Source organism: Psychrobacter sp. NPDC064578, from assembly GCF_044901245.1.
Classification (GTDB): domain Bacteria; phylum Pseudomonadota; class Gammaproteobacteria; order Pseudomonadales; family Moraxellaceae; genus Psychrobacter; species Psychrobacter cibarius_C.
Map to the genome: position 1 here is coordinate 1 of NZ_JBJDPI010000001.1, position 13,973 is coordinate 13,973.

Below are 13,973 nucleotides of genomic sequence, written 5' to 3' on the forward strand. Positions count from 1 at the left end.
AGTCCATAAAATAGCGCAGCTTCTCGTATGGTCATACCATCAGTGATGCTAGAAAGTACCTGTTTGCGATAGTCTATTGAATAAGTCATCGTTTACTTCATTAAATGCAATTGTTAATAGGGTTGTATCGGTTTTATTTGGATTAGACTATAGATATTTTAGAGGTAAGATTATCATATCCAGTAAGCTATCTATTTTATCTGAATCTTCTTTACTTAGTTTTTTTAAAGATTTCTTCTTATCTATAGCATCGTTATAAATACTTTTTAACTCTACAAACGCCTCTCTAAAATCTTCGGTTTTCTTGTCTATATAATTCTCATATTCAGTGCACTCAATTTCAGCTTTAGGGATACTACCTCCTTCCAAATTTTCACGACCAAACTCACGGAAAAATGTTAGGCGATTCCTCTGAGCTAGATGGATATAGTCGGAAGTAGGATCAATATAAACACATCTCATAACTGGCTGCTTTTCTATTCTCTTAGCTGAACCATCATCTTCATCTGAATCATTGTTTACATTTTTTATCGTTCTATTAATAAATATATTGTTCATACCAGACTGGGAGTCAGTCTCTTTAAAAAACTCTTTGTTAAAAACCAAGCTAACACCAGAGGCTTCTTTATTGTCTTCTTTTCCGTATAATCGAAACTGATTTAAACTGTCATGATTAAAAGTAAAACAACTAATAAATGCATGCAAATTTTCATCGAAATCAGGTTTATAAAAAGAGGTCTCTTTCGTAGATTCAAGGTAGTTTGTAAGTAGTTTACCTTCACTAGGATCATTAACGTTATTGATAGTATTTAAACGAAAAGCGCTTGGCTTGTCTTTATTTTCTTCTTTAGAAAGCAGCTTATTGGTTGTATATGTACCTGTATAGTGTGCCAGTTTTCTTTCAGGAGCTTGCTCGTATTCTGATAAAGGAAGAAAATCTAGTTTTAAGATGTCTATAATCTCTTCTACCTTGCCTTTCAAATCGTTACTCATCTCTCCTATTTTCTTAGTCTCAATATTCATTTTTAATTTACATATTTTTTCGTAGCAGCTGGACTGATATGAGTAAGAACCTCCAATTAATTTAAATAAATTTAGAGATTTTATATAGTTTTCTTGGTAAAAATATTTTTTTGCAACCCCAAAAGCATCGCCTCTTATGCTATCAAAAGTGTCCTCTTTCACATCATTAAAAGCATATTCACTACCTTCTAAGAACTCAAATATAGAGTCATAAGAAGCATCTAAATCATTCATAAAAAAGTATTGATTAGCAAATATAAGTATTAATGCTTTATAGTAAATAGCACCATCATCTTCTCTTATATTCTTTAAATACTTCACACCTAATTCATATTTTTTATTCTTATCCATGTAGTCTTCTAGCTCAAACTGAGCACTTATATATTCTTCATCTCCATCCTTCTCACGCGTCACTTTCAGTAACTTCTCAACTTCTTCCCGAGTCGCTTCATCCAAACCTTTCAAATCATCACTATTCATAACCTACTCCCCAACCATCGCCAAAAACTCATCTTCACCCACCACCTTTACGCCCAGCTTCTCAGCTTTTGCCATTTTCGAGCCAGCTTTATCCCCTGCCAGTAACGCGGTGGTTTTCGCAGAAATACTACCTGAGACTTTTGCACCGAGCGCTTGCAGTTTGGCTTTGGCTTCATCACGCGCCATGCTATCGAGCGCACCCGTGATCACCCATGTTTGCCCATCGAGTGGCAATCCTTCTGACGCGACTTGCTCAACCTTATCCCAGTGCACGCCAGCTTCTCGTAATGCCGTGATAACTTCGATATTGTGTGGTGCGCGGAAGAATTTATAAGCAAGTTCAGCAGTGATCGCGCCGACGTCAGGCGTTTGTAGTAGTTTATCGATATCAGCAGCCATCAAGCTATCGAGGTCGCCAAATTTCTGGGCTAGGTTTTGCGCCGTTGTCTCACCGACACCACGAATGCCCAGCGCGTAGATAAAACGAGCCAATGTCGTATGCTTACTGGCTTCGATAGCACTGAGGATGTTCTGTACCGACTTTTCGCCCAGTTTCTCAAGCGTAATCAGCTCGTCTTGATGATTGTGCAACTGATAGATATCAGCGACTGTCTTCACCAAGCCATGCTCAAAAAAGCTAATCAGCCAACTTGCGCCTAAGCCATCGATATCCATTGCCCGACGCGAGACAAAGTGGATGAGCGCCTCGACCTGCTGCGCGGGACAAAATAGCCCGCCAGTGCAACGCGCCAACGCTTCATCTTTGGGTAACACCACAGGCGAGTCGCAGACTGGACAGGTCGATGGCAACGTAACGGGTTCAGAATTTTCTGGACGTTGATCTGTCCAAACACGGGTCACTTTAGGAATCACATCCCCTGCACGGTGGACGCTGACCATATCGCCTGCGCGCACATCCAATCGCTGAATCTCACCAAAGTTATGCAAGGTGACATTGCTGACAGTGACGCCGCCGACTTTTACAGGTTCTAATTTACCAACAGGCGTAATCGCGCCCGTGCGTCCGACTTGCCACTCGATAGCATGCAAGCGAGTCATGACGGTTTCGGCAGGGAATTTATAAGCGGTTGCCCAGCGCGGCTCACGTGATAAAAAACCAAGCTGCTGCTGCAACGCCAAGCTATTGACCTTGATGACCATGCCATCAATCTCAAACGGCAGCTCGCCACGTGTCTCCTTCACTGATTCATAATAGGCTTGAGCCTCGCGTGGATTTTGTACCACCTCGACTGCACTGACGGTAAAGCCAATGATTTTTAGCCAAGCAAGCGCTGCTGATTGGGTTTTGATATGCTCAGGTAACCCTTGATTGACTGAATAACAGTAAAATGCGAGCGGACGGCTAGCAGCAATGGCGGGATCTAGCTGACGCAAACTCCCAGCAGCGGCATTGCGTGGATTGGCAAAAGTTTTGTCGCCCTTTTCTTCAGCAAGACGATTCAAACGCTCAAAGCCCGCTTTTGGCATCAGCACCTCACCGCGCACTTCTAATAATGGAATCTCGCTTGCAGCCGCGAGCCAAAGTGGCAAATTGCGAATGGTTTTGGCATTTTGGGTGATATCCTCGCCCGTTTGCCCATCACCGCGTGTCACCGCTTGGACAAACTTGCCATAAGCATATTTGAGTGACACCGCCAAGCCATCAAGCTTTAGCTCCATCTCATATTCAGGGTTTTGCTGTGCATCGTTGAGGCGATCATTCACGCGGCGCATAAAGCCATGTAATTCATCATAATCAAAGACATTGCCAAGCGAGAGCATCGGAATATCATGAGTCACTTGGGTAAAAGCCGATAGTGGCATATCGCCAACTTGGTTAATTGGGCTGTCTGGCTGTACCAAATCGGGATATTTTTCTTCAAGCGCCAACAAAGAGCGGCGCACCTGATCGTATTCGCTGTCTTCTAAAATGGGATTATCAAGCACATAATAGGCATAATTGTGCTGCTTAAGCGCATCGATAAAAGTGCGCATCTGGGTGACGATAGCATCATCATTTTTTATAGGATTGGCAGTATTAATGTCTTTATTAATGTTTTTAGAGGTAAGCGGTGAGATAGGGTCAGTCATAGTCGGCGTCTTTTCTTTGCGATTCAAGATGCCGATATGATAACAAGTTTGTAGGATGCTCGGATATAGTCGTTCCTATATAAATTAGATACTGTGTCAGGCTCGCTCAGTCTACTATGTGTAGTACTTTCACTCACCTTCCTTGTATCTAAATTATCTTGAACCGACTCTAGCATTTTGCAGAAAAATAATTCTGTTGAAAACCAAGTTTATAGAAAATCAGGCTAATAAAAAACGCGTCAACCAAAAACTAAAAAAGGCAAATAACGTCAAGCGCTATTTGCCTTTTAGAATACTGCTAATATGAATCAGCTTTTATTAATCAACCTGTATTAATACATTAAACCTAACCTTCATAATCGCGAACTTGGTTACGCAATTGCTGCTTGTATTCAGGGGTGATTGGTTCGTTCTCTTCATCGAGCATAATGGCATCCAAATCACTTGCCATCATGTAAGCAATACTCATCATACTATCGAAGCTACGCAGCGCTTGTGGATGCGGCAGCGATAAGAATACTACCACGCCATTATAAGTATTGGTCGCCACGCTATGCGGATCAAAAGGCGCGATGCCACTATCAGTGATGCCCATCATACTGAACCATAGCATGCCCGTACCGTCTTTTTGCTCATAACGATGGAACATATTCATCGCGCCATAGCGCAGACCATACTTATCGATTAATGCCAATAAATCACGCCCACGGATAATCGCGGCTGGACGGTCGCGATATTGATGCGGCAAAATAGTGATATTAATGTTGTCTTTGGCATTGATGAGTGGACCGTTTTGCGCTTCATCGACCGGTTCTGATAAATGCTGATCGAGTATCGGACTGTTATTATCGAAGCTTGGCTCGTCTGCGGTATCAATAGAGGGCATCAAGCTGTCAGTTGCGGACATCAAGCTTGAAAACGCATCCTGCTCTTGCTCGATATGCATCTGCTCAGCGGCTTCTGCAAACTCGCTGTTATCAGCACGCTGCTGCTCTGCTTGCCAGCGCACATAGTCAGCATCATCTATTGTGTCCGTATCGCTGTCATTAACATCCGCATGCCCAGCTGTCAGCTGCATATCAACATGGGTATGAGGTTGGGTCAAAGGCTCGTCTTCGACCACCGCATTTAGATAACTGCGATCAGGGGCGATACTTGTTTCGCCAGCGACTGTATCGTCCAAGTCTGGTTGATCAACGATATTCCGTTCATGGCGCGGTATGATAGGAATACCGTTTTTATCATAATTGACCGCTACCGCTTCAGCATTGCTGCGGCGCTTAAAGCTACGAATGACCATAAATAGCCCTGCAAGCATGATAAATGCGGCAATGGCAATCAATATAAACTGAATAGCGGTCATAAGAGATACATCCTAATATATGACAAAAGGGAATACATAAGAGGGAATAAATGGCAATAGTCTAGCATGGCTAATGAATATCGTCACCATATAGTCATCGTTTACCGTGAGGCTGACACACTTGCGTGACGTTGTAATATTGGCACATCATTTCTAACTATACCACCGACAACTGCTGCCAGTTATCAATTATTTTTGCTATTCAACGCTGCTCTTAATCAGAAAGGTAACGCGCTGCCTCATCAAGTGAGACGCTGACCAAGGTAGAAATCCCTGCGCTTGGCATGGTAACGCCCTTTAATTCATCGGCAATCTGCATCGTCAACTTATTATGGCTGATAAAGATAAACTGCAAATCGTCTGCTAATTCATGAATGAGACTGGTAAAGCGGGCGACGTTGGCGTCATCAAGTGGTGCATCAACTTCATCCAGTACACAAAATGGCGCGGGATGCTGCTTAAATATCGCAAAAATCAAACTCAGTGCAGTAAGCGTTTTTTCACCACCTGAAAGCACAGCGAGGCGACTATTACGCTTGCCTTTCGGCTGTGCCATTAAGGTAAGCCCTGCCCGCCACTGTTCTGATTTTGGCGCATTAACGGGCATATCATCCGTATTGAGCGTTAAACTGGCTTGCCCACCACCAAACACTTTGGCAAATAAATTGGCAAGCTCAATATTGACGGCATCGAGCGTCTGCATAAATAGCGTCTTGGTGGTCTCATCAATCGAAGCAATCGCCTCCGTTAACGTCTGCATACTCGCAGCAATATCTGCGGTCTGCTGCGCGAGTGGCTCTAAGCGTTCATTGACCTCTGCCAACTCTGCCACGGCTGCCAAGTTGACTGCGCCAATTTTACTTAGTTGCTGCTCAATCTTACTATGCTCAGCCTCAAGCTCAGTGATTTTATCTGGGCGCACGCGGCGATCATGAGCGATAAAATCTGCCAATAAGTTTGAAACGCTCATCACTTGTTGCTGATGCTGTGGGTGCTGCGCTATGTCCGATTGTGCTTTATATTTATGACTCACCTTATAATAAGCATCTAGCGCTTCTTGCGTATGGCTACTAGCATCCTCTAATTTTGCAGCGCTTAATGCCAACTCGGTCGAGTGATTAGCAAGCGCATTTTGCTGGGTCTGCAGTGTGTTTTGCAAGCTATCTAGCTCAACCTGCTGCTGATTGTATTCTTGCTTGAGCGCCGTTAACGCGGTCTCGCGTCCTGTTAATATAGCCTGCTGCTCATCGCGCGCGGTCTGTGCTGTTTGCAATGCAGCTTGCAGTGCTGGCAATGTATTTTGCTGCTGCTCATGACGCGTCTTTAGATTTTGCTCGCTTTGTAGCGACTTATCAAATTGCGCACTTGCCCGAGCAAGACTACTGACACTGTGTTCTAAACGCATCTCGCTCTGCTGGATACGAAGTTGCAAGGCTTGCCAAGCGTCATCATCTACTTGACGGGTACGACTTAGCTCACTGCGCTCAGCTTGTAATTGCTGAGTTACCGCACGAGCATCGGAGATTTTTGGCGTCAGCGCTGCTATTTTGCTTTGGAGATCCTGCTGTTCTTGATTCAGCGTTTGTTGTTCTTGCACCAGCTCCTGTTGCTCTTGCTCGAGGGCTGCTTTATCAGCGTTGAGACGTTGGCTGTCCGCTTGCAAACGTTCAGCGTTGGCGCGCTGAGTAGTGAGCTTTTGCTGATACTGATGCTTATCGCGGGTTAATTGCTCAGCTTGTGCACGAGTCTCTTCTAAGCTAACTGTTAATGCATCATAGTTACGCTGGTTATTAGCAATCGCCTTTTGCTGGTCTTGTATCTTGCTTTCAAAATCATCGAGCAAATTCTCTAACGCTTGCAAACGGCTGCGCTGCTGTAAACGCTGGGTTAAAAATTGACTGTTGCTGTTATTGCTATCATTTTGTCCATCTTGCGCACCAGCGAATTTACTTAGATTCATCGTACCCTGACGACTAATAATCCAGCCGTCAGTCGTGAGTAACATAGCTGACGATGGCAATACTTTTAAAATCTCAGCAAGCGCTTCTAACGTTTGCCTATTATCTGTCTCAGGCTGTGCAATATATAAATAGCACTGCCGCCAAAGCGCTAAGTTCGGTGCGCTAATCAGCTGTGATAAAGGCAGTACTTTATCAATCAAACTCTCAGGCAATTCGCTAATCAATTGCTTTGTATTTATCTCATTTTTCTTAGCAGATAGCCACAAACTATGACCCGTTTCTATTTTGATTGATGACTTGTCCACTGTATTGGTTTGCGCATTTTGATAAACAAATAAATCTTTTAACTCATGCTCAAGCACCTGCCATAAGCTATGCACTTTCTCAGAGTCATCGCTCACGTTATCAACACTTGGTTGATAAGTTTGGTTAGAAACCAGCACATGGCTATCTAGCCACAATGCCAACACACTATCAAGTAGCTCTGCATGCTGCTGACCTTTCGCGCTTAACTCAATCTGGTCACGCAAGATGGTAATGGTCAATTGGCTATAGTCGCTAGCTATTTCATTTTCTAAATCACTTTTAATATCAGCAGTTTTTGCATGAACAAGCGGTTGCGATTTTGGTGTCGGCTTAGGATGCAATATCTGATGCAGGGTATCGTACTCACCTGCCAATACGGCGTGGCGCTTCTCACTCTCGCTAAGCTCACGCTGCTGCGTGTGTAATTGCTGTTGTAAATCCTGCGCTTGCGGTTGTAGCTCAGACAGTCGCTCATCGACGCTGTCTTGTTGGCGTTCAATCTGATGCAATTGTTTGTTTAGCTCGGCAACTTGCGCCACTAATGTCTGCTGCAAATTATTCGTATCAGAATTATCTTGCAAACCAGCACTTGCAACTGGTGATAGCGACTGTTGGAGTTGCTGCCATAAATGCTGCCAATTTTGCTGACGACGTTGCCATTTTTCATTATTTTGCTGATAACGTTTTTGTGCTTGGCTATTAATGGCTTGCTGCTGTTCTAGCGAGCGAGCTTCATCCTGCAAGCGTGATAGCTGATTTTGCGCGTCATGGTAGGCGCGCTGTAATGGCTGCTCGTTGCGTTTATGCGCTTCACGTTTATTCGTTAATTCAATAAGCTTCGGACGCAATGCTTCTAGCACAGTCTGCTGCTCGGCTTGCTCAGCCTTTAAGCGATTTATCTCATCGACTGCTTGCTTTCGCTGCTGATCCAAGCTAGCTAGTTGCTGCTCAATAGCAGTCAGCTGTGACTTGGCATCACTAAGCTGGTGTTCAGCTTGTTGATAGCTTAGCTGCTGTTGATAATGGGCGCTTTGAGCATCGTCTTTTAGCCATTGCTCTTGATTGATATGCGCAGCAAGCTTATCTTGCTTGGCTTTTAGGGTGTCATAATTGGCTTGTAAAGTTGATACTTCAGTGGCGCTGCGCTCATGCGCTATTTTTTGCTGCTGCTGAGTATGCTTGGCTTGATAGAGCTGCTGAATGGCAAGCTGCTGTTTGATATCAGCAAGCGCTAATGCCAGCTCCTCATAACGCTCAGCACTGGCAGCTTGTTTAGACAGACGCTTTTGTTGGCTGACCAGCTCGCTTTGCATATCATGCAGGCGTACTAAATTATCTTTAGTTTTCTCTAATTTCTTTTGTGTTTCTTCACGGCGAGCTTGATAGCGCGACACCCCTGCCGCCTCTTCGATGAACTCACGCAGCTGAAGTGGGCTAGACTCAACAATACGCCCAATCATGCCTTGCTCAATCACCGCATAGCTACGTGCGCCAAGTCCCGTACCCAAGAATACATCGACCACATCACGGCGACGACAACGCGTGCCATTGATAAAGTAATCTGAGCGACCTTCCTTATTTACCTGACGACGAACGGACAGCTCTTGATAAAGATTAAACTCATGGCGAATACCGTTTTGCTCATCTTGCGTATGCTCAAAGGTTAGCTCGACACTAGCGACACTTTTGGCGGCTTTATCTTGCGTACCCGCAAAGATAACATCACTCATCGCCCCGCCACGCAGCTGCTTGGCAGAGGTTTCACCCAACACCCAACGTATGGCATCAATGACGTTAGATTTGCCACAGCCGTTCGGCCCGACAATGGCGGTGATACCATGACGAAAGGTAAAAGTCGTTGGATTGGCAAAGGATTTAAAGCCTGCCAGCTTGAGAGATTTTAGGCGCATGAAGGATCAGTAAATATGGCGAAAACAGGCGGCTATTCTACCTGAAATTGTGACGGATTTTTAGGGTTTGTCAGGAATGCTATAATAGGGCTGAAAATAATAATCATTCATATATCTATCAAAAAATAAGAGTATAAAAATGCCTAACTATAATCCGCAAGAACTACAGCAAAAATATGAAGAATGGTGCAAACTACATCGCCAGCAACTCGAAGCGCAGCAGCAGTTTTTGCAAGCTGAAGCATTGCAAAATGAGTTGAAAAATTACTATCTAGACCCTCAATGGATGATAGATCGTGAAGCGGATCTGCCAATTGAACATTCGGGTAAAGAATACTCTATCTTTAGTGAAGATGCGCTGTGGAATATGCTCAGCGACCATGATGAGCTAGCAAGAAAATGGATGCGTTTGGGGCTAGATGCGATTGATAAAAAATAATCATCTCAAGCTTTCATCTGCTTTGATTAAAAATACAATGGTAGAGGCTGTCATATGAAGGATATAGCTAACTAAATATTCAGGTATTTCTCTAACTTCATTGGCTGCACCATGACCTGCCAATTTATTACGAGCAGTAGGAACACCTGAAGTTAAAGTATTTTTTAAGGACTTAAAGTACTGTTGCCAAAACTCGGGAACTAACCCTGACTGCATGAGTCGACCTGTGAGCTCGTCAGCGGTTGCATTAGGACTGTACTCCCATTTATTTTTATCTAGAATAATTTTTAATGTGCTTTCGTACGCTTTAAGACAGTCGATTAAAGCTTCGCTATACCTTTCATGACGATAGTGTTCATGTGCTTTTAGAAATTCTTGTTGTGCACCTTTATATGTTGGATCACTAAGTAAGTGTAAAGCAGGCTTAACAGCCTCAGCATGGATAAACTCGGAATCCATTCTAATAATTTGTCCGTTCTCATATTGGTAACCTATGCCATGTTCACGAAAACGCTGATTCAATTCATCCATTACCTCTACTAATTTGAATTTATTTCGAGAGCTTCTATGGAATAAGATTATTGCTTGCATCATAACTTCAACAACATCTAAAGACTTTTCTGTTTCAGTCTCATTAAGAAAATAGTTAGATATTTTTTCAAAATAAGTAGAGTCACTTTGTTCGTTTAAAGTTAATTTAAAAACCCCTAATTCTTTTGTTAATATTTTATATACTTGCTCTAAAACAATACGACTATTTTTTTGGATTGAATCCAAATAAGTATTATATATACTCGGGTCTCTTCCTATCGTTTCATCCCACATGTGCACGATTTGAACTTTTAATTTATCCGGCAATTCATCGTATTGATAAACATCAGGATATTCGCCCCGTAGCCTTTTCTGTCTTTTATGAAATAACTCAACAATAGCCATTTTAAACCCTCAATTTATTATTAATCAATATTTCGCTAGACTAAATCACCCCAATCCCACTTAACAACAGCTGCCCGCCTGCAAACAATAACAACACCCCAAAGGCACGCTTAAGCGTTAGCGCAGGCAACTGGTGCGCAAGCTTCGCACCGACTTTTGCCATTGCAAAGCTAGCGACGGAAATACATAAAAAACCCGTGATATGCACAAAACCTATCGTGCCCTCAGGCAGATTGACCACATCTTGCCCGAACCATGCAAACCCTGCCGCGCCAGCCAATGCAATCGGTAAGCCACAAGCGGCAGACGTGCCGACCGACTGCTTCATCGGTAACCCCGCCCAATTCAAAAACGGCACGGTTAAGCTGCCACCGCCAATACCAAAAATAGACGACGCCATGCCAATACCAGTACCTGCGCCGAACTGTACGCCAGCTGACGGTAGCGGTTTGCCCAGTTGCTCTTTATTGGACAAAAACAGCATTTTTAAAGCAACCAATAACGCGCCGACACCGATGATGGCTTGCAATACTTTACCGTCAATCATATCGGCAATACCTGCTCCCACCAAACTACCGATGACCAAGCCGAGTGCCATTTTGCGCCATACTTCCCAACGCACGCCGCCGCGCTTATTGTGCGCAGTCATTGAGCTGATCGAGGTCACAACGATGGTCGCCAGTGACGTACCAATCGCCAAATGGGTCACCACTTCTGGTGAAAAATCATAAGCGGTAAAAATCCATACCAATGCTGGTACGATAATCATGCCGCCGCCAACGCCAAATAAACCGGCACTGACACCCGCAAACGCGCCTGCAATCACAAACCACACATATAACATCATCGAATCAGCCTTTTATCACACTTATTTTTATAAAAATTCTTTAGTTTTATAATCACTTACCTATCGCATTTGCTAAATCATAATCCGACCTTTATGCTGTTTATTTGATACTGTCTAATCGTGACAATCTCATGACAATCGCCCAGTATAACAAAGATTATCCACGCTATATTAACCACATCGACGAAACTTATGCCGCCATTTTCCAATTTTTCTGACGACTCATTAGAGCTTCATCATTTACCACAGCTGAACCATCGCCACCTTGTCAGCAGTGCCTCTACCAATAGCGAGCTGATAACAGATGTACAACATGGCACGTTAAATGCTGCGCAGATGCATCTACTGACCGCTGAAACCCAAAGCGCTGGACGTGGGCAGCACGGGCGCTCGTGGCAATCACCGCGCGGCAATGTCTATCTGTCGTTATATCATCCTGTTCATCTGCCGATTAGCGGTTTACTGTCGCTGATTATCGGCGTTGAACTGGCAAAAATGCCCGTTATTCAAATATTAAATGAGCAATTACGCGCGCAAGGATTGACGCCCATCGGCGTGAAGTGGGCAAACGATTTGGGCTTTTATCAACCACCATCTGACTCAGTGTCAAATGAGCCTAAACTGGCAGCACAGACCCTACCCTTTAATAAACTTGCGGGAATTTTAATAGAACCTGTTACCCAAACGGGCAAATTGGTCGGCGTGGTGATGGGCGTAGGACTTAATGTACAGGCAACGCCCAAACTCACTGCAAAGACCTGCGAAGGCATGAGTTATCAGGCGATTAGCCTACAGGATATTTATGAGAGGCTAAAACCAGAGACAGATATTGTGAGCCTACCAAGCCTAAAAATGCTTTACCAACAAATGAGTAAAGCCCTGCTAGCCGCGATGACACGCTTTGAGCACCTAGGATTAGAGAAGCCCACTGGCCAAAGCTATAATTTGGACAGCTTTTTAAAACAGTTTGAATCGATGGATGCACTGGCAGGATTACGCTTGCACGTTACTCAAGAGCATAACGGTAAAACAGATAGCATCACAGGTTATGCTTGTGGTCTTGATACACATGGATGTTTGCAATTGCGTCAAGATAGCGGTAAGATTTCTGCGCTTTTTACCGGACGCATCGACGTTATTGATAAGGCTTAAATCAAAGACCCAATGGGCACGATATAAAGGGATTTTTATGCTCTGGTTAGATCTTGGCAACACCCGTCTAAAATACTGGCTCACCGATGATATCGGACAAATAGTCGCGCATGATGCCAAGCAACATTTGCAAGCGCCTGCCGAACTATTGATGGGTTTGACCGATCGCTTCGAGCGTTATGCACCTGATTTTATTGGTATCTCATCGGTACTTGGCGACGATTTGAATGTTAAAGTGTCAGAGACGTTAGGTCGTCTGAATATTCCGTTTGAGTTTGTCCATGTCGATGCAGCGCATGCTTTGATGAAGAGTGCTTATAATGACGAACAGCTCGGCTGTGATCGTTGGCTACAGATGCTCGGCGCCGTGGATAAGAAAAAACGTCAATGCGTGATTGGCTGTGGCACAGCAGTGACCATTGACTTGATTGATCATGCTGAGCATTTGGGCGGTTATATTTTCCCCAGTATTTATCTGCAACGTGAATCACTATTTTCAGGCACTAAGCAAATTACTATATCCAATGGCACCTTTGATAGTGTTGGTCAAGGCATGACCACACAAGATGCGGTACATCGCGGTATCTTGCTCTCTATTGTCGGTGCTATCAATGAGATTAGCCATCGCCATCCCAACTTTGAAGTCATCATGACGGGTGGTGATGCAGCTATTATTTCTCAGCATGTTAATCGACCAGTACGCTTGCGTGATGATTTATTGTTGAATGGTCTGGCACGATATTTTGATCATACCAAACAGTCGTAATCATTTATTAACCTTATAAAATGATTAATAAAAAAGCAGTACGTTTTAGTCGTACTGCTTTTTTTGACTTAAATACGATGGTTATGGTGCTGTAAATACAATCGGTACATTAACATCTCCCATTACTGCTTGCCCTTTTATCAAAAAAGGCTTAAGTCGAGCTTTGTAAAGTTCTCTAATAGTCATTTTATCTATACTTTCCACACCGCTACTCTCAATCACTTTTATATTTTTAATACTGCCTTGCTTATCAACGCGTAATAACAAAACTATTTTTAAATCCGTTCTATCACAAGGCTTGATAGCAGCCCCATTTTCATCATAGGAACAATGAATTAAATATTTATCTATAGAAGTATGACGAATAGCACGATCGAATCTTGGCGGTGTTAGCCAGCTAGCGTCTTGAGTAGAGAGCTGAATAATGGGTTCAGGACTAGATAAATCAACCAGCTCTGCTTGTGCAGGCGTGACACTCGCTGTCATCGTAAATAACGCAAACAAAGTAACTAACAGGCCATAGATACTGGTAGGTTTTATATTGGTGAAAAAGGTAGAAACTGTATTAAAGGCTGGCTTGATATGTAATTTACGAATCATGATAAAAGTCTTTTATTTCAGTCATTAAAAAGTGCCACGCTATGAGACATACAACGTAGCACATTTTTAGATCTTAGAATAAAATTATTCGATAAAAGT

10 protein-coding genes are annotated in these 13,973 nt (G+C 43.4%); 3 read left to right on the plus strand and 7 right to left on the minus strand.

The features are described from left to right. Window positions 1-147 precede the first annotated feature (147 nt). The 4 genes from ACI2JM_RS00005 to ACI2JM_RS00020 all read right to left on the minus strand — a co-directional run bounded on the left by ACI2JM_RS00005 (window position 148) and on the right by ACI2JM_RS00020 (window position 9,134). Window positions 148-1,503 carry a hypothetical protein gene (locus ACI2JM_RS00005; RefSeq protein WP_404641185.1) on the minus strand — a complete coding sequence of 452 codons (1,356 nt, stop codon included), beginning with the start codon at window positions 1,501-1,503 and terminating at the stop codon, window positions 148-150. 3 nt (window positions 1,504-1,506) lie between these two features. Then, window positions 1,507-3,594, minus strand: a complete 2,088-nt coding sequence (gene ligA, locus ACI2JM_RS00010) for an NAD-dependent DNA ligase LigA (protein ID WP_404641187.1) — start codon at window positions 3,592-3,594, stop codon at window positions 1,507-1,509. Between the two features lie 346 nt (window positions 3,595-3,940). Continuing rightward, window positions 3,941-4,957, minus strand: a complete 1,017-nt coding sequence (locus ACI2JM_RS00015; RefSeq protein WP_404641189.1) for a cell division protein ZipA C-terminal FtsZ-binding domain-containing protein — start codon at window positions 4,955-4,957, stop codon at window positions 3,941-3,943. 214 nt (window positions 4,958-5,171) lie between these two features. Further along, complete coding sequence (locus ACI2JM_RS00020) at window positions 5,172-9,134, minus strand: AAA family ATPase (protein ID WP_404641191.1); 3,963 nt, start codon at window positions 9,132-9,134, stop codon at window positions 5,172-5,174. Window positions 9,135-9,273: 139 nt separating this feature from the next. Between ACI2JM_RS00020 and ACI2JM_RS00025 the strand changes: the two genes are divergently transcribed. Next, window positions 9,274-9,573 (plus strand): DUF4298 domain-containing protein, encoded by a 300-nt coding sequence (locus ACI2JM_RS00025; RefSeq protein WP_404641193.1) that lies wholly within the window; start codon window positions 9,274-9,276, stop codon window positions 9,571-9,573. On the opposite strand, the gene ACI2JM_RS00030 is transcribed toward ACI2JM_RS00025, so the two are convergent. Next, on the minus strand, window positions 9,574-10,509 hold the full coding sequence (locus ACI2JM_RS00030) for an STM4504/CBY_0614 family protein (protein WP_270894779.1): 936 nt from the start codon (window positions 10,507-10,509) through the stop codon (window positions 9,574-9,576). Window positions 10,510-10,549: 40 nt separating this feature from the next. After that, window positions 10,550-11,353, minus strand: coding sequence for a sulfite exporter TauE/SafE family protein (locus tag ACI2JM_RS00035; protein WP_201502082.1), 804 nt, complete (start codon window positions 11,351-11,353; stop codon window positions 10,550-10,552). 195 nt (window positions 11,354-11,548) lie between these two features. Here ACI2JM_RS00035 and ACI2JM_RS00040 point away from each other — a divergent pair, with 195 nt between their 5' ends. Together ACI2JM_RS00040 and ACI2JM_RS00045 are read left to right on the plus strand one after the other, a co-directional pair. After that, window positions 11,549-12,508 (plus strand): biotin--[acetyl-CoA-carboxylase] ligase, encoded by a 960-nt coding sequence (locus ACI2JM_RS00040; protein WP_198329631.1) that lies wholly within the window; start codon window positions 11,549-11,551, stop codon window positions 12,506-12,508. 37 nt (window positions 12,509-12,545) lie between these two features. After that, window positions 12,546-13,274, plus strand: a complete 729-nt coding sequence (locus tag ACI2JM_RS00045; RefSeq protein ID WP_045453617.1) for a pantothenate kinase — start codon at window positions 12,546-12,548, stop codon at window positions 13,272-13,274. Window positions 13,275-13,355: 81 nt separating this feature from the next. Here ACI2JM_RS00045 and ACI2JM_RS00050 read toward each other — a convergent pair whose 3' ends face one another. Further along, complete coding sequence (locus ACI2JM_RS00050) at window positions 13,356-13,874, minus strand: energy transducer TonB (RefSeq protein WP_404641196.1); 519 nt, start codon at window positions 13,872-13,874, stop codon at window positions 13,356-13,358. Window positions 13,875-13,973: the final 99 nt, after the last annotated feature.

What these genes read in the sequence shown, in the direction of transcription:
- ACI2JM_RS00005 (WP_404641185.1), bottom strand. Translation starts at nt 1,503, where the DNA reads ATGAATAGTGATGATTTGAAAGGTTTGGATGAAGCGACTCGGGAAGAA.
- ligA (WP_404641187.1), bottom strand. Translation starts at nt 3,594, where the DNA reads ATGACTGACCCTATCTCACCGCTTACCTCTAAAAACATTAATAAAGAC.
- ACI2JM_RS00015 (WP_404641189.1), bottom strand. Translation starts at nt 4,957, where the DNA reads ATGACCGCTATTCAGTTTATATTGATTGCCATTGCCGCATTTATCATG.
- ACI2JM_RS00020 (WP_404641191.1), bottom strand. Translation starts at nt 9,134, where the DNA reads ATGCGCCTAAAATCTCTCAAGCTGGCAGGCTTTAAATCCTTTGCCAAT.
- ACI2JM_RS00025 (WP_404641193.1), top strand. Translation starts at nt 9,274, where the DNA reads ATGCCTAACTATAATCCGCAAGAACTACAGCAAAAATATGAAGAATGG.
- ACI2JM_RS00030 (WP_270894779.1), bottom strand. Translation starts at nt 10,509, where the DNA reads ATGGCTATTGTTGAGTTATTTCATAAAAGACAGAAAAGGCTACGGGGC.
- ACI2JM_RS00035 (WP_201502082.1), bottom strand. Translation starts at nt 11,353, where the DNA reads ATGTTATATGTGTGGTTTGTGATTGCAGGCGCGTTTGCGGGTGTCAGT.
- ACI2JM_RS00040 (WP_198329631.1), top strand. Translation starts at nt 11,549, where the DNA reads ATGCCGCCATTTTCCAATTTTTCTGACGACTCATTAGAGCTTCATCAT.
- ACI2JM_RS00045 (WP_045453617.1), top strand. Translation starts at nt 12,546, where the DNA reads ATGCTCTGGTTAGATCTTGGCAACACCCGTCTAAAATACTGGCTCACC.
- ACI2JM_RS00050 (WP_404641196.1), bottom strand. Translation starts at nt 13,874, where the DNA reads ATGATTCGTAAATTACATATCAAGCCAGCCTTTAATACAGTTTCTACC.